The organism is Embleya sp. NPDC025285, from assembly GCF_055558835.1.
Window position 1 is genome coordinate 1 of record NZ_JBVHLU010000019.1, and the last position, 21,203, is coordinate 21,203.

Annotated in this window: 20 protein-coding genes; 9 read left to right on the plus strand and 11 right to left on the minus strand. The window is 71.9% G+C overall.

The window, feature by feature from the left end:
• Nucleotides 1-211: 211 nt before the first annotated feature.
• The 3 genes from ACZ4FV_RS15070 to ACZ4FV_RS15080 all read right to left on the minus strand — a co-directional run bounded on the left by ACZ4FV_RS15070 (nucleotide 212) and on the right by ACZ4FV_RS15080 (nucleotide 3,307).
• A complete protein-coding gene (locus ACZ4FV_RS15070) occupies nucleotides 212-709 on the minus strand; it encodes a cupin domain-containing protein (protein ID WP_395859190.1) in 498 nt (165 codons plus the stop codon).
• Between the two features lie 418 nt (nucleotides 710-1,127).
• On the minus strand, nucleotides 1,128-1,694 hold the full coding sequence (locus ACZ4FV_RS15075; protein WP_465322738.1) for an NADPH-dependent FMN reductase: 567 nt from the start codon (nucleotides 1,692-1,694) through the stop codon (nucleotides 1,128-1,130).
• A gap of 302 nt (nucleotides 1,695-1,996) precedes the next feature.
• A complete protein-coding gene (locus ACZ4FV_RS15080) occupies nucleotides 1,997-3,307 on the minus strand; it encodes a WS/DGAT domain-containing protein (RefSeq protein WP_402232483.1) in 1,311 nt (436 codons plus the stop codon).
• 181 nt (nucleotides 3,308-3,488) lie between these two features.
• Between ACZ4FV_RS15080 and ACZ4FV_RS15085 the strand changes: the two genes are divergently transcribed.
• The 6 genes from ACZ4FV_RS15085 to ACZ4FV_RS15110 all read left to right on the plus strand — a co-directional run bounded on the left by ACZ4FV_RS15085 (nucleotide 3,489) and on the right by ACZ4FV_RS15110 (nucleotide 8,703).
• Entirely contained in the window at nucleotides 3,489-4,001 is a 513-nt protein-coding gene (locus ACZ4FV_RS15085) for a SigE family RNA polymerase sigma factor (RefSeq protein ID WP_465322739.1), read from the plus strand.
• 289 nt (nucleotides 4,002-4,290) lie between these two features.
• Complete coding sequence (locus ACZ4FV_RS15090; RefSeq protein ID WP_395859194.1) at nucleotides 4,291-5,214, plus strand: hypothetical protein; 924 nt, start codon at nucleotides 4,291-4,293, stop codon at nucleotides 5,212-5,214.
• Nucleotides 5,215-5,348: 134 nt separating this feature from the next.
• Nucleotides 5,349-6,131, plus strand: a complete 783-nt coding sequence (locus tag ACZ4FV_RS15095) for a DUF3152 domain-containing protein (protein ID WP_395859195.1) — start codon at nucleotides 5,349-5,351, stop codon at nucleotides 6,129-6,131.
• Between the two features lie 64 nt (nucleotides 6,132-6,195).
• Nucleotides 6,196-6,525 carry an AzlD domain-containing protein gene (locus ACZ4FV_RS15100; RefSeq protein ID WP_402232489.1) on the plus strand — a complete coding sequence of 110 codons (330 nt, stop codon included), beginning with the start codon at nucleotides 6,196-6,198 and terminating at the stop codon, nucleotides 6,523-6,525.
• A gap of 38 nt (nucleotides 6,526-6,563) precedes the next feature.
• Nucleotides 6,564-7,226, plus strand: coding sequence for an SDR family oxidoreductase (locus ACZ4FV_RS15105; protein ID WP_465322740.1), 663 nt, complete (start codon nucleotides 6,564-6,566; stop codon nucleotides 7,224-7,226).
• Nucleotides 7,227-7,782: 556 nt separating this feature from the next.
• A complete protein-coding gene (locus ACZ4FV_RS15110; protein WP_395859199.1) occupies nucleotides 7,783-8,703 on the plus strand; it encodes a DUF6777 domain-containing protein in 921 nt (306 codons plus the stop codon).
• A gap of 511 nt (nucleotides 8,704-9,214) precedes the next feature.
• Here the strand turns inward: ACZ4FV_RS15110 and ACZ4FV_RS15115 are convergent.
• Nucleotides 9,215-9,412, minus strand: coding sequence for a hypothetical protein (locus ACZ4FV_RS15115; protein WP_395859200.1), 198 nt, complete (start codon nucleotides 9,410-9,412; stop codon nucleotides 9,215-9,217).
• A gap of 256 nt (nucleotides 9,413-9,668) precedes the next feature.
• Between ACZ4FV_RS15115 and ACZ4FV_RS15120 the strand changes: the two genes are divergently transcribed.
• Nucleotides 9,669-11,270 (plus strand): ABC-F family ATP-binding cassette domain-containing protein, encoded by a 1,602-nt coding sequence (locus ACZ4FV_RS15120; RefSeq protein WP_395859201.1) that lies wholly within the window; start codon nucleotides 9,669-9,671, stop codon nucleotides 11,268-11,270.
• A 121-nt stretch (nucleotides 11,271-11,391) separates the two neighbouring features.
• Here ACZ4FV_RS15120 and ACZ4FV_RS15125 read toward each other — a convergent pair whose 3' ends face one another.
• The 3 genes from ACZ4FV_RS15125 to ACZ4FV_RS15135 all read right to left on the minus strand — a co-directional run bounded on the left by ACZ4FV_RS15125 (nucleotide 11,392) and on the right by ACZ4FV_RS15135 (nucleotide 15,267).
• Nucleotides 11,392-12,150: a class I SAM-dependent methyltransferase gene (locus ACZ4FV_RS15125; protein WP_395859202.1), complete on the minus strand. Its 759-nt coding sequence runs from the start codon at nucleotides 12,148-12,150 to the stop codon at nucleotides 11,392-11,394.
• A gap of 280 nt (nucleotides 12,151-12,430) precedes the next feature.
• Nucleotides 12,431-13,135: a hypothetical protein gene (locus ACZ4FV_RS15130; protein ID WP_465322741.1), complete on the minus strand. Its 705-nt coding sequence runs from the start codon at nucleotides 13,133-13,135 to the stop codon at nucleotides 12,431-12,433.
• A gap of 146 nt (nucleotides 13,136-13,281) precedes the next feature.
• Nucleotides 13,282-15,267: an ABC1 kinase family protein gene (locus tag ACZ4FV_RS15135; RefSeq protein WP_395859204.1), complete on the minus strand. Its 1,986-nt coding sequence runs from the start codon at nucleotides 15,265-15,267 to the stop codon at nucleotides 13,282-13,284.
• Between the two features lie 188 nt (nucleotides 15,268-15,455).
• Here ACZ4FV_RS15135 and ACZ4FV_RS15140 point away from each other — a divergent pair, with 188 nt between their 5' ends.
• Nucleotides 15,456-15,842, plus strand: coding sequence for a hypothetical protein (locus ACZ4FV_RS15140; protein WP_402232495.1), 387 nt, complete (start codon nucleotides 15,456-15,458; stop codon nucleotides 15,840-15,842).
• Nucleotides 15,843-15,977: 135 nt separating this feature from the next.
• Here ACZ4FV_RS15140 and ACZ4FV_RS15145 read toward each other — a convergent pair whose 3' ends face one another.
• The 4 genes from ACZ4FV_RS15145 to ACZ4FV_RS15160 form a co-directional block, all read right to left on the minus strand.
• The gene (locus tag ACZ4FV_RS15145; protein WP_395859206.1) at nucleotides 15,978-16,187 is read right to left on the minus strand and encodes a cold-shock protein; all 210 of its coding nucleotides are present in this window, start codon (nucleotides 16,185-16,187) and stop codon (nucleotides 15,978-15,980) included.
• Nucleotides 16,188-16,407: 220 nt separating this feature from the next.
• On the minus strand, nucleotides 16,408-17,514 hold the full coding sequence (locus ACZ4FV_RS15150; protein ID WP_395859331.1) for a nitric oxide synthase oxygenase: 1,107 nt from the start codon (nucleotides 17,512-17,514) through the stop codon (nucleotides 16,408-16,410).
• A 210-nt stretch (nucleotides 17,515-17,724) separates the two neighbouring features.
• Nucleotides 17,725-18,897: a globin domain-containing protein gene (locus ACZ4FV_RS15155; RefSeq protein WP_395859207.1), complete on the minus strand. Its 1,173-nt coding sequence runs from the start codon at nucleotides 18,895-18,897 to the stop codon at nucleotides 17,725-17,727.
• Between the two features lie 598 nt (nucleotides 18,898-19,495).
• Nucleotides 19,496-20,023 (minus strand): gamma carbonic anhydrase family protein, encoded by a 528-nt coding sequence (locus ACZ4FV_RS15160; RefSeq protein WP_395859208.1) that lies wholly within the window; start codon nucleotides 20,021-20,023, stop codon nucleotides 19,496-19,498.
• A gap of 110 nt (nucleotides 20,024-20,133) precedes the next feature.
• On the opposite strand from ACZ4FV_RS15160, the gene ACZ4FV_RS15165 reads away from it, so the two are divergent.
• Nucleotides 20,134-20,520 carry an MmcQ/YjbR family DNA-binding protein gene (locus tag ACZ4FV_RS15165; RefSeq protein ID WP_395859332.1) on the plus strand — a complete coding sequence of 129 codons (387 nt, stop codon included), beginning with the start codon at nucleotides 20,134-20,136 and terminating at the stop codon, nucleotides 20,518-20,520.
• The last annotated feature ends 683 nt before the right edge of the window (nucleotides 20,521-21,203 follow it).

A 21,203-nucleotide genomic window follows, 5' to 3' on the forward strand; every position in this document is an offset into this window, starting at 1 on the left:
GCCGCCCCCGTGGCGGCGAACCCCCTCCCCTGTGACAACCCCATCGTGCTTCGACGCCCGTTCCGCCACCCCGTGTCGGCGGTTCCGCCCCACCCGTGCTCGCTGCCCGCAGTCCACATCCTGGCGGAGCCCGCCAGGACGAACCATCCGTAGGGCTACTCGGCCGCGAAGCTGAGTACCGAACGTTCGTCCTGAGTACCGGCACGCCGGTTCAGGATCCGGCGAGGGCCTCGCGCCACACCGGGCTGTCCACGTAGTGGTTGTCGAACCGCTCCGAGGTCGCGCGCAGTTCGGCGACGTCGGCCTCGCCGCGGTAGACCCGCTCCAGGAGTCGGTAGTAGTCGAAGCGGTCCATCCCGGGGGTGAACACGACCAGCATCTTCGCCTCGGTGTCCGGGGCCGGTGCGAACGCGTGCGGTGTGCGGGCCGGCACCAGCAGGAAGTCGCCGGTCTCCAGGGTGACGATCTCCTCGCCGAGCAGGATGCGCATGGTGCCCTCGAGGACGTGGAACATCTCGTCGGCCCTGGTGTGGAAGTGGGCCGGCGCGCCGGGGGAACCCTTGTCGAAGGTGGCCAGGTTGGCGGTCGTCCCGGGGGTGTCGGCCAGCAACGTGATCAGGCTGGTGGGACCGTCCTGGACGACCTCCGCCTCCTGGGTGCGGACCAGGATCGAGGCGGGGACGGCGGCGTTCGAGGCGTGTGTGGACATGGTGGCTCCCGGCGTGGCTGGTTGGGTCGATCGAGGAGAACGGCCGGCCGGTCGGTGTGCGTCGAGTGACGTGTGCTTCGGCGCCCGGCCCCGCTGTTCGTTGTTACCAAACTATGGCGTGGTTCGACCCGTCGAATGGTTCACTTCAGCCACGAAACGATGGGTCAATTTCATCTCTCGCGAGCGTGCGTCCCTCGGGAGAGTCCACCCCTGGCGAGCGTGAAGTCGCGCCGACGAGGCAAGGGGTTTCGCCGCCCCGTGACGGCGAAACCCCTCCTCGCGCGCGTCCGACCGCGATGACGGTCCGACGGCGCTCCCCGCGGTCGGATCCCGGCGGCCCGGATGGCGAACAACCTCGGCGGCGGATCGCGGACGCGCCTGCCGGACCCGCCCGGCACGGCCCCGGTCGCGCGATCGCTCACTTGCCGTCGATCTTCTCCGCCAGTGCGGCGAGCAGGTCGCGGAGCAACCCGATGGTGTCCTCGTCGGTCAGGTTGCCCGCGTCGTCGAAGCGCTCGTGCGAGCGGAACGCGATCAACTCGGGCCGCACCACCACGTCGGTGTGCGTCCAGACGAACACCTGACGCAGCGCGAGCTGCGCGCGTACCGAGCCGAAGTTGGTGGGCGCCGCGCCCATGATCGCGGCGGGCTTGTGCAGCAGCGGCAGACCCTCGGTCCGGGACCAGTCGGTGCTCACCCAGTCGATCGCGTTCTTCAGCACGCCGGGGATCGAGTAGTTGAACTCGGGCGTGGCGATCAGCAGACCGTCCGCCTCGGTGATCCGCCGGCGCAACTCGGCGACGGCGGCGGGGCGGTCGTTCGCGTTGTCCTGGTCCAGGTCGTAGGGCGGGATCTCGCGCAGGCCCTCGTAGATCTCGATGTCCATGCCGCCCAGCGCGAACTTCTGCGCGGCACGCAACAACCGCGTGTTGTGCGACGCGGCGCGCAGGCTGCCGGATATCGCCAGGATCTTGACGTCACTCATCGCGAGAGCGCTCCTTCGTGGGTCTTCGATGGTCGGATCGGGGCGCCGTGCGAGGGTCGGACGGGCGCCGCACACCACCGGTGCGGTTCGGACCGCGACGGTACGACCGGCGACCGGGCCGGTCGGCGGTGCTCCCGTTCCCGGGTATGGAAGAAACGTATGTCCCGGACACCCCCGACATGGGTGGCCCGACATGCCACAGAGGGGACCGATCGCGCCGGCGCCGTCGGGATCGATGGTCGTCGTCGTGCGGTGTCGCTCGCGGTCGAACGCCGGCCCGGCCGGTGCCGACCGGGCTCCGCTCAGCGGGCCGCGGTCTGCGCCAGTTCCTCGAACTCGACGCGGATCGCCTCGGCCAACCGATCGGCCGTCACGCCGTGGGTGCGATCGGCGGTGACGCAGACGGTGAAGGCGTCCCCGAGCCCGGTGAAGCCGAAGACCACGCCCTGCGCGCCCATCAGCGGTGGGGCCACGACCAGTTCGATCGCCGGTCGGCCGAGCAGGATCAGCGGTGCGTCCGGGCCGGGGATGTTGGTGCAACTCGTGTTCGCGTAGCCCGCCGACATCGTGACCAGCCCGGCGAACCAGCCGACCCGAAGCGGCAGCCGGGCGCTCACCTCGATCGCCGCCCGCGCGATGGCGGCCTGCCCGGTGGCCTTGGCGCGCGTGGTCGCCGCGTGCACCCGGGCCAGTCGCACGCCCGGATCCCGTTCGGCGAGCGGCAGCGGGACCCGGAAGAAGGACACCACGTTGCCGATCCGTGCCGCCTCGCCCGTCGCGCGTAGGTTCACCGGTACCAGCGCGGCGACGCGTCGCGGCAGCGCGGGACCCGCCGGTGCGACCGCGCGCAGCGCCCCGGCGACCGCCGCCAGGTACACGTCGTTGACGGTCGGCCGCCCACCGCCCCGGGTCGCGCGCCGGGCGGCCCGTACCGTCTCCGGGGACACCGTCACCCAGGTCACGTGGCGACCCGCGCCGATCCGGCCGTTGAACGGCAGCCGGGAATTCCGGCGGAGTACGCCGCCGGCCGTCGCCGCGAGCCCGCGTGCGGATGCCCGGCTCGGCGGTACCCGACGCACCGCCGGGCCGGGCCCCGCCGGTTCCGCCGCGGCGTCGGTCCCGGGTCCGGCGCCCATCAGGCGCTCCAGCAGCCGGATCACCGTGACCCCGTCGGCCACCGCGTGATGCATCCGCAACAGCACGGCGAACCCGTCGTGCTCGTGCCCGGACAGCAGGTACATCCGCCATGTGGCGCGAGTGGGCGGGATGCCCTCGGCGAGCAATTGCCCGACGCGCTCGCGCAGCGCGTTCGGGCCGGGCACGACCGGCGCGGCGACCACGTACCGGTCCGGTTCGAAGTCCTCGGAGACGAACCAACGCGGTCGTCCGCGCCGGCGCCCCGGTACGACCGCGCCCGCGCGCAACCGCAGCCGCGGCACGGACCCCCAGCGGTCCCGGACCAGCTCGCGCAGATCGCGCACTTTCGGCGCGGCACCGCGTAAGCGCACCAGGGCGAAGAACCAGGGGTCTCCGGAGTTCCCGAACCACTCGTGCACGACGAACGGCAGGTCGCCCGGCGCCGGATGGGTCGTACGCGGCGGGGTTCGTGGCACGTTCCGAGCCTCCGAGCTACGTCACGGGCGGGGCCGCCGGCGTCCGGTGACCGGCGTCGAGGCGAGCCGTCGGCCCGGCGAGGAGCGGGCCGTTGCCCATTGTGACGCAGAACACGTGCATCCTCCGCACCCCCCGGCTGCGTATGGATCAGGGACGGAGGCGGCAGGAAAGGAGGTCGGGATGGGCCCACAGGGTCGCGAAGGGTTCACCGAGTTCGCCCGGACCTCGGCGCACCGCCTGTGTCAGACGGCGTATCTGCTGTGCGGTGACTGGCATCTCGCCGAGGACCTCACCCAGATCGCCTTGGAGAAGCTGTACCTGGCCTGGCGTCGGATAGAACACACCAACCAACCGCACGCGTACGCGAAACGTGTTCTCTTGAACGCATACCTGGATCGCCGACGCCGCCGGAGCTCGACCGAGGTTCCCGGCATCGACGCGCAGGCCTTGGAGCGCCGACCCGACGAGGCGGCCGACGTCGATCTCCCGGACGTTCGGCTCACGCTGATCGACGCACTGATGCGGCTGTCACCGCGTGATCGGGCGGTGGTGGTCCTGCGCTACTGGGAGGACCACAGCGTGGAGGCGGTCGCCGAGATGCTCGGCATGTCCGCCTCCGCGGTCAAGAGCGCGGGCCCGCGCGCACTGGCCCGACTGCGCGGCACGCTCGCGGTCAATCCGCTGGTCGGTTGAGTCGGCCGGCGGGGCCCGAGGGCGGCCGTCGCACACGTCCGCGGACGACCCGCGTCCGGGACGCGCGCGGCAGCCGTCCGTCGAGGACACGCACGGAAGTCATGCACACCGAAGACACGCACCGAAGACACGCACCCCGGTCATGCACCCGGGTCACGCACCGAAGACACACGCGAGACACGCACCCGAGACACGTATCGCGGAACAGGTATCGACGACATGCGTCTGCATCGAAGGCACCCGATGGAGCCGACCGATGAACGATGACCGATCAGCAGAGGAGGTGACCATGACACCGGACAAGGCAGCACCCATACCCGGCGCCACACCCGGCACCTCGCTCGGCGCCGATCTCGAACCCGACCTCGCCGGGGGCCTCGAACCCGACCTCGAACCGGGCTTCGACCCCGATCTGGAACGTGCCTTTCGCCGGCAGCTCCACGACGAACTGGCCCACCAGGGCAACCGCCCGATGGCCGACGTGGTGGCCCGCGCGGCCTCCCGGGGCCGACGGCGCGTGCTGATGCGCGCCGGCGCCGGCATCGTGGCCTCGATGGCCGCGGTGGTGGCGATCGGAGGGGCCGCCGCGGTCGCCCTGGACCGGGCCGGCCCGAAGTCCGAGCGCACGGCCGTACCGGCGTCGCCGGCCGCCCCCCGGCCGAGCCCGTCGCCCGACGGCCGGGTGGACGCCGTTCGCCAGGCGATCGCCCGCGATCTCGGCGACGTACTCACCGCCTTGGTGCCGGGCGGGACGGGATCGACGGTCCGGACCGGGTACGTCCCGGAAACCGGGGTCTCGGCCGAGATGACCATGAACGAGGGCAACGGACCGACCGGGGTGGTGTCCGTGTCACTGCGACCCGGCACGCTGCCGGAGTGCCGATCCGACGGCCCGACCCCGGCCGAGCGCACGGACGAACACGGAATCACGCATTCCATCAAATGCCTGCAACCGGAGCGCAACGGCACGTGGATGGCCTCGGAGAGCCTGCGCACCCCGGACGGCGTCTTCCGGGGGCAAGCGGTGCTGTTGCCGATCGGCCCGACCGTGCTGCGACTGCTCTGGGCCAACGGGCCGCTGGACGGTACGCGCACGGAGGCCGTCAAGGGCAGGATGCCGCTGGCCGACGACCAGGGTGCGGCGATGGCCCGGAACGCGGCCTGGGAACCGGTCGCCCGGCGGCTCCTGGACGCCGGCACGGGTACCGGGTGAGCGGGCGCGGCACCGGACGTCGTGCCAAGCCGCGTCGCGCCGCCCGAAACCGTGGCCGCGCCCGGGCCCACGCCCGGAGCCACTCGGGTCCACGTCCGCGCGGCGTGCGACGGGTGTTGTTCGGGGTGGGCGCGGTGGCCGCCGTACTGTTCCTGCTCACCGCGCTGCCCGGGTTCTCCGGTGGCGGTGGTGCGTCGACCGTCGACGTCGGCGCCACCCCGGCGCCGGTGCCGAGTGGTGGGCCGGCGGCGGTCCCGGCGCCGGAGCAGCCGTCGGCCCAGCGGGACCTGCCGGTGCGGGCGTCCGCGTCACCGGACCCCCTCGCTGGGGCCGGCCTGCGCTTTCCGCTGGAGTCGACGCTGCGGCTCGGCGGAAGGTTCGTCACCGAGCCGGGCAAGAACTCCGGCCCGGCCGGGGCGAAGCGGGTCGACTATCGGGTGGAGATCGAGGAGGGCCTCGCGCTGGACCATGCGCTGTTCGTCGCGATCGTTCAGCAGACCCTCAATGATCCGCGCGGTTGGGCGCGGGACGGGAGGGTGTTCGACCGTACCGACGGCGCGGACGTGTCGTTCGTGGTGCGCCTGTCCAGTCCGGGCACCCTGCACCGGATCTGTTCGCCGATCGTCGGCGACACCAGCGTGTCCAATGTGTCGTGCAACGCGACCGGCACGCCGTGGGTGATGATCAACGGCTGGCGCTGGGCCCAGGGTTCGACCGCGTACGGCGACGACATCCTCGGCTATCGGCAGATGCTGATCAATCACGAGGTCGGGCACCGCCTGGGGCACCAGCACAACACCCGATGCGGGCCGGGCGGCCTGGCGCCGGTGATGATGCAGCAGACCAAGAGCCGCGAGGCGGACAACGGCAAGCTGTGCGTCGCGAATCCGTGGCCCTACCCGGCCGCCGCTGCCTGAGTCCTGCCGGCCGGTCGGCGTATCCACCCGGTTGTCGGCGGTCCCGGGCCTCCCGGGATCGCCGATGGCCGGCCGGCGTCCGGCTCCTCGACGGCCGAGGCGCCGGCGGCGCGTCCACGGCACCTACGCCTTCCGCCTGGTCGGCCCGCTCAGCCGAGACCGCCTGCACCTCCCCGACCACACCCACCGCCTGCTCGCGATGGCCGCCGCCGTCCTCCTGATCGCCCTGACCACCACCGGCACCCTCACCGAGACGCAGGACTTCGCCGGCTGGTCCCGCCCGGCCGGCGTCCTGGTCGCGGGCATCCTGGCGATCCGCCGCGCGCCGTTCCCGGTGGTGGTGCTCGCGGCGATCGCCGGCACCGCACTGCTGCGCCTGGCGGGCGTGTCCTGATCCACGAAGGCCCCTCGGACGGGCCTAGCATGATCCACATGCGCATTGTCATCGCGGGTGGACACGGTCGAATCGGTCTGCGGCTGGGGGCGTTGCTCGCCGAGCGCGGCGACGAGGCGGCGGGGCTCATCCGCAACCCGGCGCAACAATCCGACCTGGTCGAACGCGGCATCCGACCCATCGTCTGCGATCTCGAGACGGCCACCGTGGCGGCGGTCGCCGGGCACCTGACCGGCGCCGATGCCGTGGTGTTCGCGGCGGGGGCGGGGCCCGGCAGCGGGATCGCCCGCAAGGACAGCGTGGATCGAGGCGCGGCGACCCTGTGTGCGGACGCGGCCGAACAGGCGGGCGTGCGGCGGTTCGTGGTCGTGTCGGCGATGGGCGCGGACCGCGAACCGCCGGCCGGCACGGACGAGGTATTCGCGGCCTACCTGCGCGCCAAGGGCGCGGCGGACGCGGACGTGCGGTCCCGCGCGAATCTGGACTGGACGATCCTGCGCCCGGGACGTCTCACCGACGACCCGGGCACCGGCCTGGTCACCCTCGCCGAGCACACCGACCGCGGCGCGGTCACCCGCGACGACGTCGCCGCGGTCCTGGCGGCACTCCTGGACGAACCGGCCACAGCCGGCCGCACGTTGGACCTGGTCGAGGGCCCGACCCCGATCCCGGAAGTGATCGCCGCGCTCGTCCGGGGCTGAACCCCGGGCTCCACCCCATCGCCCCACCGACCCGCGCATCCGGGCCTCCGTCCAGCCCGCGCGCCACCGCTGCGCATCGCTGCGCGGCGCAACTCCCCACCCCCAGGCGTTCTTTCGTCCGGCCCACCCGGCCCGCCGCGTTCGCCACGCCCCGGCTCCCGTGGGCGGTCGAATCCCGGGCCTCGCCCCCAACCGCCCGTCGACCCGGGCGTTCGGCTCCTCGCTCAGCCCGCGCCAGTTGCCGCGGCAACCCCTAACTCCCCGCTCCCATAAGCTCCTTCGCTCGGACCACCCGCCCCCGTCGCCTTCGCCCGCCCCGGACCGTCCGCCCCCGCCGGCTCGCCGCGCGCGTGGTGCGGTCGGGTTGTGAAAGATGGGGAATTGGCCCACCGCACGGGGCGATTTGTCGCATCATGAAGGTGAGGGCGGACCGGGAGGTTCCGCGCCGTCGTTTCGGGGGGATGCGATGGAGGCTTGGCCACCGCCTGCGCGAAGGCGAACCGGAGGCGTCGATGGACGGGTTCGCCGTCGCCCCTGGTACGCCGCGCTGGTCGCCGTGTTCACCGCGTGTGCGCTGCTGCTCGGTGCCGCGTCCGGTTGTGCGGACGCGAAGGTGTCGAAGGTGGTCGGGGTCGTGGCGGGCGACCTGGGCGCCGATCCGTTCTTCTCGGTCAACTTCGGGCTGGACGCGCTCGGTCTGCGTCCCAAGGTGTCCGCCGCCAAGCTGTCCGGCGACACCCCCGGTCTGTTCGGCGGCTCCAACAAGGCGCGGATCTGCGACAAGGAGCAGTTGATCCAATTCCTCGGCCTGGCCGCCAACCTGGTGCCCGCGACCCGGTGGATGAAGGTGCTCAAGGTCGCCGGCACACCCGCCATCCGCGCGTTCGTGACGCGGCTCACCCCGGTCGTGCTGCGCACCGACACCCTCGTGCGTAATCACACGCTCAAGAACGGGGCGCTGGTGGCCTTCGACGCGATCCTCCAAGCCGGTACCGCGGTGCTGATCGACGAGCTCGGGCAGCCGGTGGTCAAGTGCAACTGCGGGAATCCGTTGGCCGGGCCGGAGAAGGACGCCGCCCACGTACGTCTCGATACCGCCGACGCCTCCTGGAAGCGGACCGGATCCAAGCCCACGACGGTGAAGAAGGCCAAGCAGCCGGTGAAGACGTTCGTGATCACCGACCCGACCCGGCCGGACCTCGCCGTCGCCCGACCGCCCGGCAGCGCCGGGGACCGGGACGCGCCCACCGCGACCCCGCCGCCGCTGCCCGAGCGAGGCAAGAAGGCGACTCCGAGCGGGTCCACGGGCAGTGCCGGCGTCACCGGCCCGAGCGCGAGCGCGTCGTCGACCTCCACCTCGACCTCCACGGCGACCTCGACCGGCACCCGCCGGCCATCCACGTCGGCAGGCACCGGTGGCAAGTCCGCCAAGCCCGCCAGTCCGGCCGCCGCGTCGGTGGTCCCCGCGCTCCGCTGACGGCAGGGGTGGGCCGACACGCTCCCGTCGGCCCACCCCCGCGCCGCGGATCCCGGACCCGGCCGACGTGCGGGGCGGCACGTCGGCCGGGCCGAGGCCGATCAAGTGGCAGTCCGCTCTGTTCGGCGGCGGGCGCGTTCAGCCGGGCGCGCATGTACGCGTGATCCTTGCGCCGGTTAGCGCCCACTCCCTCGAAGACCCGCGGACTGGTCACGAACGCGATGCCCAGGCCCGCCATCAGTCGCCGCCGGTCCGCGAACGGGACGCCGATCACCCTGCAATGCAGCGCGGCGGAGAACGGATCCGCGTAGCCCGCGCGCAGGTCGGCCGCCGGGCCCTCGGCGATCAGGGCGTCGAGCAGCAGATCGGCCTGATCCGGCCGAAGGCCGGACCGTCGCGTCCGACACGTTCCGTGCCCACGTCGGTGCCGGGCGGCGGTCGCCTCCCGTCGGGAAACGTCCGCCGCCGTCCGGCTCGCGGGTCCGGGTCCGGGTCGGGGCCGGGGCCGGTGTCAGTGCTTGAGGCCGCCCATCAGCGAGGACACCGTGGCGTCGAGGGCCGCGTCGGCGCCGTCGGTCGCCGGCGGCGTGTGGTGCGGGGTGTTCAGGGCGATGTCCGTACCGGGTGCGGCGTTCGCGACCGGCGCGGCGAGCGCGGCGGCCCCCGCGGTCAGCAGAATGCCGGCCAGAATGCGTCGAGTGTGCGTCATACCCTGCTCAACGCGGAGACCGCCCCCGGGCTACGCCCTGTCACCCGCCCGGACCCGTACGCCGGGCCCGACCGGCACGGCCCGCTCGTCGGCCCGGTACACGAAGCGCCCGCCTCCGTACGCGATCAAAAAGGCTTGGACAGCCACCGGGCGTGGGTTGTTAGCCTGACCCCCATGTCTACGCCCCGACTGTCCTAGCAAGAGGACCCGCTTACACGTCACCCGTGTGTCCTCTTGCCATCTCGGAGCGTAATTCATGATCACCCTTCGCGGTGTCGACGTACGCGTCGGCGCCCGCCTGCTGCTGTCCGACGTCAACTTCCACATCGCCCCCGGCGACCGGATCGGCCTGGTCGGCCGCAATGGCGCGGGCAAGACCACCCTGCTGGACACCGTGGCCGGCAGGGTCCGGCCGGCCGCCGGAACCGTCACCCGTACCGGCTCGCTCGGCCACCTGCCCCAGGACTCCCGCGCGGCCGACCGGACGGTCACCGTCACCGACCGGATCCGATCCGCACGCGGCCTGGACCGGGCGGACCGCGCGTTGCGGGCGGCCGAGACCGCGCCGGCCGACGCGGTCGGCCCGGCCGCGTTGGAGCGGGCGATGCGCGCCTACGTTCGGGCCGAGGCGGAATTCCAGGCGCGCGGCGGGTACGCGGGCGAGGCCGAGGCGGCCCGGGTCGCGGCCGGCCTCGGCCTGCCGGAACGGGTGTTGGACCAACCCGTCGGCACGCTCTCCGGCGGCCAACGGCGCCGCGTCGAACTGGCCCGCATCCTGTTCGCCGACCACGGCACGCTGCTCCTGGACGAGCCGACCAACCACCTCGACGCCGACTCGATCGACTGGCTGCGCGGCTTTCTGCTCGCCCACCGGGGCGGTCTGGTGCTGATCAGCCACGACACTTCGTTGCTTGCCGCCACCGTCAACCGGGTCTTCCACCTCGACCCGCAGCGCGCCGCACTCGATGTGCACAACACCGGGTGGTCCGGCCATCTCGCGCAGCGCGCCGCGGACGAACGCCGGCGGACCCGCGAGCGGGCCAACGCCGAACGCAAGGCCGCGTCCCTGCACGCCCAGGCGGACCGGATGCGCGCCAACGTCGCGACCGCGGTGGCCGCGCGCAACATGGCCCGCCGCGCGGACCGGATGTTGGCCGACCTGGAACCGGCCCGGCACGCCGACCGGCATGCCCGCATCCGGCTGCCCGAACCGGCCCCCTGCGGGCGCATTCCGCTGGGCGCGATCAGCCTGACCAAGTCCTACGGCGACCACCGCGTGTTGACCGGCGTCGACCTGGCCGTCGACCGAGGCAGCCGGCTGGTCGTACTCGGCCTCAACGGTGCCGGCAAGACCACCCTGCTGCGCGTCCTCGCCGGGCACGAGACGCCGGACGGGGGGCGCGTGGTGGCCGGCACCGGGCTGCGCCTGGGCTACTTCGCCCAGGAACACGACACCCTGGACCTCTCCCGTTCGGTCCGCGACAACCTGGCAGCGGCGGCCCCGCACCTGAGCGACGGTGAAGTACGGCAGGTGCTGGGCGGGTTCCTGTTCACCGGGGACGACGCGGACAAGCGGGCCGAGGTGCTCTCCGGCGGCGAGAAGACCCGGCTCGCGTTGGCCGGCCTGGTCCACTCGGGCGCCAACGTGCTGCTGCTCGACGAGCCCACCAACAACCTCGACCCGGCCTCCAGGGACGAGGTGCTCGCGGCGGTCGGCACCTATCCCGGCGCGATCGTGATGGTCACCCACGACCGGGGCGCGATCGAGGCGCTGCGCCCGGATCGGGTGCTGCTGCTCCCGGACGCCGCCGAGGACCTGTGGAGCACGGACTACCTGGACCTGGTCGCGCTCGCCTGACCCACCGGCGGCCGTCCGCGGACGGGTCCGACCCAGCCGGGCCCGTCCGCCGTCCGGCTCCGATCGGCCGGTCGGTTCGGCTCCGACCGGCCGCGACCGACTCCGACCACCTGGGATCCACTCAGCCGGTCCGACGCGCCTCGATCAGAAACCGCGCCGAGTGGGCGACGAACGGGCCGTCCCGTTCGATGAGTTCGTGCAGGTCACGGAGCCGGTCCCGGTGGGCGTCCACGGTGAAGCCGGGCACCATCCAGATCACCTTGCGCAGGAAGTAGACCACCGCGCCGATGTCGAAGAACTCCATCCGCAACCGCTCCGAGCGCAGATCCACGATCTCCAGCCCGACCGCCCGCGCGTCGGCGCTCTCGGTGTCGGGGTGCCGATGTTCGCGGGCCTCGGGCTGCGGCCCGAGGAAGTACTCGACCAGCTCGAACACCGACGCGGGACCGACGTGTTGGGCGAGGTACGTGCCGCCGGGGCGCAGCACGCGGGCGATCTCGGCCCACCACACCGTGGCCGGATGCCGACTGGTGACCAGGTCGAACGCGGCGTCGGCGAACGGCAGCGGTGGCTCGTCCGGATCGGCGACCACGACCGCGCCGAGCGGGTGCAACAACCGGGTGGCCTTGGCCAGGTTCGGCGGCCAGGACTCGGTGGCGACCATCGTCGTCGGCAACTTGGGCGCCCCGGCGAGCACCTCGCCGCCGCCGGTCTGGATGTCCAGCGCCGCCGCCACGCCCCCCAGCCGCTCGCCCATCAGTCGCTGGTAACCCCACGAGGGGCGCGCTTCGGTGGCCCGCCCGTCGAGCCAGGAGAAGTCCCAGCCTTCCACGGAGGCCGACTCGGCCTCGGCCAACAGATCCTCAAAGGTGCGTGACATAGCCGAATCATTACCGTGAAAGATCGAAAACACCAAGAATCGGGCCCCGTCTCCCGGCCCGGCCGGCGGGTCGGCACCGCCTGAGCAAATCCCGTCACAATCAAGGCAGTTCGATCCTCGAAGAAAGCAGCGGCCGGATCGCCGGGCAAGACGGATCACCTCGCCGGCAGGGCTTCCCGACGCGCAGGCCGCCGCCGCGGCGGCCTGCGCGTCGGGCATGGTTTCGATGTTCCGGAGCCGTTGGCCCGTTCCGACCCCGACCCCGACCCGACCGACCCGGCTACCCGACGAACTCGCGATCGCCGTGGTGGATCGTGGCCTTGGACCAGTCGCCACCCAGGGTGCCGACGAAGCGGCGGACCAGGTCGGTGTCCGCGCGGTCCGCGACCAGGATCAGTTTGCCGCCGCGCACGGTGACCGAGCCGCCGAACAGGCGGTCGCGCGCCTCGGGGTCGGCGGCCAGCCCGTCGTGCAGGCGCTGTACGGTCACGCCCGGCACCTCGACCTCGATCGCGTCCGCACGCGGCGAGTCGGCGCGCAGGTACTCGAACGTCAGCACCGACTCCTGCGCGTAGCGCTTGCGCAGCACGTCGGCGATGTGGTGGAGCCGCGCGGCGTCGATGTCGTCGACGTCGAACTCGCGCGAGCGCTCGTAGGTGGTGCTCTGCAGGTCGCCGGACCAGAACACGCCGTCGAGCAGCGAGGACTTCTCCGGGTCGGCGCCATGTGCGCGGACGATCGCCCGCACCTCGCACGCGAACCGGTTCAAGGGGGTGTCCAGCCGGGGATCGTTCGGGTCGCTGATCACCGCGGTGTTGTCGGTGACGAAGATCTCCGCGTCCGGCAGGTGTCGGCGGGTGTGTCCGGGCGAGGCGTCGGCCACGCACGCGGGAGCGTGCGACGTGGCGGCGACCGCGGTCTGGGCGCCGCCGGCGCCTATGGTGATGCCGAACGCGAGGACGAGGGCTGCGGGCCAACGCTTCATCGAGGGTCCCCCTGGGGTGGCCGAGTGGTGTGGGACGGCATGACGCCGAACGAAACGATCATGAAACGGTCAAGCTACCCGAGCGTCTCCGACCGCGGGCGGAAGGTAGCCGACTTCCGTGTCGGAGCCCGCCACCGGCCCCGACGTCATGTTCGCGCGTCCGCGCGTTCCGCCCGGAAGATGCCGAACAACACGCGCAGGACCAGGACGCAGCTCACCACCAGCAGGTTGTAGCCGAACAGTTGGTACAGGCCCACGCTGTCGCCCACCCGCGGCCCGCCCTCGGTGCCCAGCAGCAGCACGGCCATGATCCCGGCCGTCGCGCCGAGCACCGTCAGCAGCGTCCGATGCAGCATGGACGTGAGCACGCGGCGGTCGCGTTCGTCGGCCAACAACCGGACGTTGACCCCCAGCCGACCCTCCTCCAGCGCGCCCGTCACCCGCTCGAAGCGACGCGGAAGGCGGCGCAACACCGGTAGCAGATGCATCAGTTCACTGGCCGCGGCATCGCGCAGACCGGCCGGCTCCAAGCGGTCGGTGACGTGCTTGGTCGCGTAGCCGCGCGCCTCGGCGAAGATGTCGAAGCCAGGTTCGATCCCGGTCAGCGTGCCCTCGACGGTGGCCAACGACCGGAAGACGGCGGCGATCTCCGGTGCCACGGTCAACTCGAACGCGGACACCAGCCGGAACAGGTCGGTGAACATGGCCAGATCCGGCGCCAGGCCCGCGCTGAGATGGCGGGCCATGAACTGGCCCAGCGCGCGTTGCAGCCGCTGCTCGTCCAACTCCGCCGGGCGGGTCACCACCTGGAGCAGCGCGTCGGACATCGCGGCCGGATCGGCGCGGCCGAGCGCGAGCAGCAGTTCCTGGAGTCCGGCCCGCAGTTGCGCGTCGATCCGGCCCACCGAGCCGAAGTCGAGCAGCGCCAACCGGCCGTCGGCGAGCAACATTATGTTGCCCGGGTGCGGGTCGGCGTGGAAGATCCCGTCGAACATGAGCTGCCGCAACAACTCGCCCAACAACATCCGGGCCAACTCGCCCCGATCGACCCCGCGCTCGTCCAGCGTCGCGATGGCGTCGCCCAGCGGTATGCCGTCCAGCCGGTCGAGCACCAGCACCCGTGCGGTGCTCAGCTCGGGATGCAGTCCGGGCAGGATCAGCCGGGCGTCGCGCCGTCCGGCGCCGGCGGCGGTCACCGCGGCGGTGTTGCGCGCCTCGATCCGGAAGTCCAACTCCTCCCGCAGCGCCACCGCGAAGCCGTCGGCGAGCTCGACCAGGCCCAGCGCGCGCCCCCATGTGGTGCGCCGGTCCAGGCTCGTCGCCAGCCGGGCCAGGATGTCCAGATCCCGCTCGACGATCGGTCCGATCCCCGGGCGCTGCACCTTGACCACCACCTCCGCGCCGGAACGCAGCCGGGCGCGATGGACCTGGGCGATCGACGCGGCCGCGAGCGGCTCGGGATCGAACTCGGCGAACACCTCGGTCACCGGCGCGCCCAGTTCGGCGGTCAGAACCCGCTCCACCTCCGCCCAGGGCGCGGGCGCGACGCGGTGCTGGAGCAGCGCGAGCGCGTCCACGAACTCGACCGGCAGCAGGTCGCGGCGGGTGGACAACACCTGGCCGAGCTTGACGAAGGTGACCCCGCCGTCCTGGAGCGCCTCCTGCAACGAGCGGGCCAGGCCGGCCCGCCGGCTCGTGCGATCGGCCCGGCGCCCGCGCAGGTAGGGCCCGAGTCCGTGCCTGGCCGCGATCCGACTGATCTGCGAGTAGCGGCGTCCGCGCGCGAAGCGGCGGCGCAGTCCGCGGACGAACTCGACCGTGCCCGGCCACGATCCGCTCGGGACGAGCGCCTCGGTCACCACGATGAAGGTCATCGCGGCGAGCAGCGCCACACCGAGCGTGATGGTCATGAATACGCCGGGATTGTGCCGTTGGACGCTGCCGCCGAGTGCCCACGACACCACGAGTCCGAGCAGCCCCGCGGCGAGTGTGCGGCGCGTGCCCACCGGCAGCCCGAGCAACCGCCGAGCGCCCCAGGCCAGTCCGAGGGTGAGCAGGAGCGCGGTGATCGCGGTGGCCGGCCACAACACGGCGGGGTTCACATCGGCGTCGGCCGCGCTCAGCACGGGCACCACCGGAAGTGCTCGAGTTCGATGCGTCCGCCGCCGGACGGCGACAATCTTCGCGACATGCCGATGAGACCTTCCCCGAGTGATCACGCAAGTGCGCAGGAGAACCTATCGTCCGGGCGTGAACGCGACGCGAATCCGAGTACGCGTACTCAGGCCGGCCGATCCGGCGCCGACCCAGGATGTGGTCCATGATCAACCGCCGGTCGTATCCGACCCCGCCGCCCCCGGCGTGGCAGCCGCCGTCCCCCTCGCCGGTGCCCGTGCCGGTGCGTCCGCACGGCGCCTGGTACCTCGCGCCGCTCGTGTCGGCCGGGCTGAGCGGACTGTCCGCGGTGGTCGCCGGCGCGGTGTGGTTCGGCGTACGGGTGCGGAAGTCGATGGTCGACACCACCGAGTTCGGTGACGGCGCAACGGTCCCGTCGTACCCGTGGAACGACCATCAGGGCACGGTCGACCTGTTGTTGTCCCTCTCGGTGCTCACCGCCGCACTCACCGTCGCCGGTTTCGTCGGCCTCACCATCGTCCGCCGCCGGGACCGCCGCGACCCGACCCGGGACACACCCGCCCGCGGCTGAACGCACGCCTGCCGCACCGGCGTCGGACCCGCCCGCGGCGACCCGCGCCGCCGCGGCCCGGAACGTGAACCGGGGCATCTTCGGGACGAGGGTCCCGAAGATGCCCCGGTGGTCGACCGATCGACTGGCGCCGTGTCAGCCCTTGAGGACGCTGACATTCTCCGCCTGGGGACCCTTGGGGCCCTGGGTGACGTCGAACTCGACCCGGTCGTTCTCCTCCAACTGCCGGAAGCCGGTGCTCTGGATGGCCGAGAAGTGTACGAATACGTCCGGGCTGCCGTCGTCCTGCTCGATGAAGCCGAAGCCCTTATCCGCATTGAACCACTTCACTTTGCCTGTTGCCATCGATCCATTCCTTCACCTGATGCCACGACGCGCCGTGGGGGACGCGTCGGCCGGAGCCTCATCGCGACCGCGGCCCCCGAGATTTCCCGCCCCGACATCGGCGAAACACCCAAGTGGCGGGCGCCCGGGGCGGACCGGGCCCTGTGCTCCCGGCTCCGGCGGACCGGGCGGGATGCGCCCGGTCCGCCGGATTCACTCGATCGCCCGATCGGCGGGCGGGTCAGGGGTGCCGGCCCGCCGAGCGGCCGGCGGCCGCCTCGTCGAGCAGGAAGGCCGGGCTATGGGTGGTCTCGTCGTAGTCGTCGTAGTAGCGGTGATAGACCGGCGTCAGGCCGCCGGAGACGGGCGGCACGATCCAACTCCAGTCCGCCGGACACGTGCGGCCCGCCTCCGCCTCGCGTTGCACGTGACGCAGGAAGCGGTCGGACTCGGTGTGGTGGTCGGTGATGGTCGCCCCGGCCGCGTCGAACGAGTGCAGCACGGAACGGTTGAGCTCGATCAAGGCACGGTCCCGCCACAGCGTGCGCTCGCTGGAGGTGTCCAGGCCGAACAGCGCGGCGATCGCCGGGAGCATGTCGTAGCGATCCGCGTCGACCAGGTTGCGGGCACCGATCTCGGTGCCCATGTACCAGCCGTTGAACGGCGCCGCGCTGTAGGAGACGCCGCCGATCTCCAGGCGCATGTTGGAGATCGCCGGGATCGCGTGCCAGCGCAGGCCCAGCGCGGCGAACCCGGGGTGCTCGGGGTGGGACAATTCCACCTCGCGGATCGCGTCCGAGGGCAGTGCGTACGCGCGGAGTCCGCCGCCCTCGTCCTCGACGATCAGCGGTAGTGGGTCGAAGTCGGTGCCGGCCCCGTGCCAGCCGAGTTCGCACGCGAGTTCGGTGATGCCCAGGTTGCGGCCGTCGCCCACGAGGCTGCCGTCCGCCCGGCGGTAGCCGGCGTAGCGGATGAGCTGCTCGTTCCAGATCCGCACCTTCGGCCCGGTGGGGGTGTCGGGCGCGAAGACGGTGATCGTGGGCCGGATCCGGCCGCCGCGCCAGGTCTCGCGCAGGTGCCCCGCGCACTGGGCGGCCACCTCGTCCGGGCGACTGACGTGCCGGCGGTCGCGCACGGACAGGCTGTTCCAGTACAACCGGCCGATGCAGCGGGCCGAGTTGCGCCAGGCGACCCGGGCGCCCCAGGTGAGTTCGGCCGAGGTGTGGGTGTAGGTGCCGGTCTCGCGGATCTGCTCGGCGATCTCTCGCCGGCGGGCCTCGGGATCGGTGGGCGAGTTGCTCTCCTGATGGAAGCGGTCCAGGAACGAGAGGGCCTGCGCGAGATCCACGGTGCCGTGCGGACGCGCGGGCTGGGCGGGTGGGGCGGGCGGGGCGGGTACCTCGTGGCGCGGTTCGGGGCACGACGGCTGATCACCGCGGAGCCGGGTGATGCTCTGCTCGGTCAAGGTTCTCCTGGGAACCGGCTCGGTGCGACCACGGGGTCGCGGGAGCCTGTTTCGGATCTGGTGGGGTACGCGTGGGCGTCGGCGGCCGAAGGATCAGCCCGGCACCTCCGCGCCGACCGGGGTGGCCGACTCGGCCGCGACGTCGGTGGCGTACGCCCCGACGACCGGGTCGTGGTGGATCTGTCTGCGGCTCAGGCCGAGCCTGCGCAACACGCGCGCACTGTCCAGCACCATCGCGGGCGGCCCGCTCAGGTACGCGTCGCAGTCGTAGCGAGGCCCGTATTCCTTGACCACGTCGGAGACCCCTCCGCTGATCCCCGCCAAGGTCAGGTCGTCGAGCGCGGGCCGCACCCGCAGCCAGGACACCCGCTGGGACAGCCGCAGCAGGTCTTCGAGCCCGTACAGGCCGCTGTGCGCGCTGGCGCCGTAGAACAGGTCGACGAAACGATCGGTGCCGTAGTAGGCCATTTCCTCGACCATGGCCTTCAGCGGCGCCAGTCCCGTACCGCCCGCCACGCACAACACCGGGTTGGGTGCCAGGTGGTCGACGACCATCTCGCCCATGGCGGCGCCCAGTTTGATCCGATCGCCCGGTTTCGCCTTGTGTACCAGGGCGTTGCTCACCCAACCCGCCGGCACCGAGCGCACGTGGAAGGTGAGCAGGCCCTGCGGGTCGGGCGCGTTGGCGATCGAGTACGCCCGCCATACCCGTGGCCACCACGGGGTTTCCAGGAACGTGTACTGGCCCGCCCGGTAGGGAAACGGTACGTCCGGACGCACCGTGACCACGGCGATGTCGTCGGCGGGCTTCTCGTGTGCGACGATCTCCGCGGCCCAGTGTGGGGGGTTGGTCCGGGCATCCTCGTCGGCCGCGCCGATCATGATGCCCGCCGCGGCGCCGTACGCGCGCACCCAGGCGGACTGCACGGCGTCGTTCCAGGTGTCGCCGCTGAATCGCGCGAGCGCGGCGACCAGGCACTCGCCGACCAGGTCGTAGTGCTCGGCGATGACATCGAACTTGCGATGGTCACGACCGAGTTGGCCGAGGAATCCGCTCAGTGCCGGAGCGTTCTCCAGGTCGCCGACGATGCGGATCAGTGCGTGCAGCAGACGGTCGCGCTGGACGTCCATCGCCGGGGGGAACAGGTCGCGCAGCGCGGGTTGCCGCAGGAACAGGAGAGCGTAGAAGTGGGACGTGACATCTGCGGCCTGGGGGGCGACGGCCGCGAGATTTTGTCGGATGAGTTCTGCGTCTTGAGATTCCAAAATCGGCCCATCGGTAGCCCTTCCGCATGAGGGTTGTCCGGCCGGCTCCGTCGAGAGTCCTTCGCGGAACACCGGCGGCCGGAACACGATCATGGGCTCGTCGTACCGGCGTCAAGTCGAAGGCCCGGTTCCGGTTATGGATGAACAGAAGTCTTTGATGCGGTGCTTGGTGATGATTCGCACCCCACTCTCCGCATCCATACGGTCACGTATGGCTGGGACAAATTGCCTGGTGGGAGGCCGAATTCAAGCCGGCACCGAAGCACGGGCGAAAGCCGCGAAGAGGGCCGGATGGGCCGGCGCGCGGCCGGGTCGGTTCGGCGACGGCGGCGGTGAGGCATGGGGGTGTCGGGCGCGGCGCTCGACCCGGATCGAGGATCCGGAGGACGGACGCCCGGGACCTCGGGTTCCGGCGGCGCGCCGACCACCGCCGGCCGGGGCGCCCTTGCGCGCCGGCCGGCGGTGGGGTTGGATGCGGTGTTCCGCGACACGGGTCCGCGCAACACCGGGACGCGGCGCGCGTGCCGACGCGCGAACTCCGCCGAACCCGGCGGGGTTCGGCGGAGCGGGAACGGACGTCGGCGGACCGGAACGGACGTCAGCGCGGGGTGATCTCGCCGTGGGCTTGGGCCAGGAATCGGTATCCGGCACCGTTGACCTTGATGCCGGCGCGCTCGTCCTCGGTGAGTTCGCGCTTGATTTTGGCCGGTACGCCCGCCACCAGCACGCCGGGCGGCACCCGCATGCCCTGAGGGACCACGGCGCCGGCGGCGACCAGGGCGCCCGCGCCGACGTGCGCGCCGTTGAGGACGGTGGAGTTCATCCCGACCAGGACGTCGTCCTCGATCGTGCAGCCGTGCAGCACCGCGTTGTGGCCGACGGACACGCGGGCGCCGATCACGGTCGGGAACTCCGGGTCGCTGTGCACGGTGCAGTTGTCCTGGATGTTGGTGTCCGGGCCCACCACGATCGATTCGGCGTCGCCGCGCAGCACCGCGCCGTACCAGACGCTCGCGCCGACGGCGAGGGTGACGGCACCGATCACCGTCGCGTTCAGGGCCACGAACGCGCCGGGGTCGATCTGCGGTTCCCGATCGCCCACGGCGGCGATCAGCGGGTTCGTCATGGTCCTCCTCCTCGGCGGATGGGCCCCGCTCGGGCCCGTCGCGGTCGCACTTTAGTGCGGTGGACGGGCGCCATACTGGCGGGATGGTCGACAAGCAGGGGTTGCCGATGATGGGCGCGGAACGGCTCCGGGGGATGTGCCTCGGGTTCAACGGGGCCGTGGAGGAGTTTCCGTTCGGGCGCAGTCCCGACCTGTCCACGTTCAAGGTGGGCGGCAAGATCTTCGCGTTCTCGGTGCTGACCGACCCGGAGCCGTTGCGGGTGAGCCTGAAGTGCGACCCGGAACTCGCGATCCGGCTGCGTGCCGAGCATTCGGCGATCGAGGCCGGCTACCACCTGAACAAGCGGCACTGGAACACCGTGACCCTGGACGGCTCGCTGCCGGAGACGCTGGTGCGGGACCTGATCGAGGACTCGTACGACCTCGTGGTCGCCCAACTGCCGAAGCTGCAACGCCTGAAACTGGACTGGCCGGGTCAGCGGCCGGAAGGGGTCTAGGCGACCCCGGGGGAGCCGAAAAGCCCTGCCGGGCGGGCGTGCGCGGCCCACCGAGCGGTGCGGAATCCGGCCGGGGTGGTCGATTCGCCCGCCGGGCATCGAAGCGCGCCTTCCGGCGGTCCGGCAAGATATCCGGCGGACCGGTATCGGTGCACGTCAAAGGCCCTTTCGGGCGGTCGAGGAAGGTCCGGCGACGGCCGATTCGAGGGTTGCCCGGCGGTTCCGGAGGACGCGGGACGCGGACGATCGATTGTGGGTCGGATTCGGTGAGTTGCCGGCGGCTCGGAGCGCGGATCAGGGCCACGAACGGCCGTTGCCACGCCGAATGTGCGAAATCCGTTCGGCGGATGCGCGAGTCGGCGCGTATTTCCCGATTACCGCACCCCCCGAAGGCCGCCGCCGGGTCGGGATCACGACCGGTCCGCACCGCCTCGGGCCTTGTGCCACAAGGGGAAACCGCCCCTCGCTCGATCAACATCGGGACCGGGCACCAGGATTTGTGGAGCGTTGCGCGGATCTCCGCACGGGCCCTCGTCGTTGATCCAAGGGGGTGTTTCGAGCACCACTTTGCTGCGGTTCGAAATGCCCCCCGTGTGACGGAGAGTTACAGTCATGGAAATGGGTACTGGCGCAACGGCGTTCGACCCGATCGGTCGGATGGTCCGGCCGATCGAAAGCGATCG

Coding starts and splice junctions, on each gene's coding strand:
- ACZ4FV_RS15070 (WP_395859190.1), bottom strand. CDS start 709: ATGTCCACACACGCCTCGAACGCCGCCGTCCCCGCCTCGATCCTGGTC.
- ACZ4FV_RS15075 (WP_465322738.1), bottom strand. CDS start 1,694: ATGAGTGACGTCAAGATCCTGGCGATATCCGGCAGCCTGCGCGCCGCG.
- ACZ4FV_RS15085 (WP_465322739.1), top strand. CDS start 3,489: ATGGGCCCACAGGGTCGCGAAGGGTTCACCGAGTTCGCCCGGACCTCG.
- ACZ4FV_RS15090 (WP_395859194.1), top strand. CDS start 4,291: ATGACACCGGACAAGGCAGCACCCATACCCGGCGCCACACCCGGCACC.
- ACZ4FV_RS15100 (WP_402232489.1), top strand. CDS start 6,196: ATGGCCGGCCGGCGTCCGGCTCCTCGACGGCCGAGGCGCCGGCGGCGC.
- ACZ4FV_RS15105 (WP_465322740.1), top strand. CDS start 6,564: ATGCGCATTGTCATCGCGGGTGGACACGGTCGAATCGGTCTGCGGCTG.
- ACZ4FV_RS15115 (WP_395859200.1), bottom strand. CDS start 9,412: ATGACGCACACTCGACGCATTCTGGCCGGCATTCTGCTGACCGCGGGG.
- ACZ4FV_RS15120 (WP_395859201.1), top strand. CDS start 9,669: ATGATCACCCTTCGCGGTGTCGACGTACGCGTCGGCGCCCGCCTGCTG.
- ACZ4FV_RS15125 (WP_395859202.1), bottom strand. CDS start 12,150: ATGTCACGCACCTTTGAGGATCTGTTGGCCGAGGCCGAGTCGGCCTCC.
- ACZ4FV_RS15130 (WP_465322741.1), bottom strand. CDS start 13,135: ATGAAGCGTTGGCCCGCAGCCCTCGTCCTCGCGTTCGGCATCACCATA.
- ACZ4FV_RS15140 (WP_402232495.1), top strand. CDS start 15,456: ATGATCAACCGCCGGTCGTATCCGACCCCGCCGCCCCCGGCGTGGCAG.
- ACZ4FV_RS15145 (WP_395859206.1), bottom strand. CDS start 16,187: ATGGCAACAGGCAAAGTGAAGTGGTTCAATGCGGATAAGGGCTTCGGC.
- ACZ4FV_RS15160 (WP_395859208.1), bottom strand. CDS start 20,023: ATGACGAACCCGCTGATCGCCGCCGTGGGCGATCGGGAACCGCAGATC.
- ACZ4FV_RS15165 (WP_395859332.1), top strand. CDS start 20,134: ATGGGCGCGGAACGGCTCCGGGGGATGTGCCTCGGGTTCAACGGGGCC.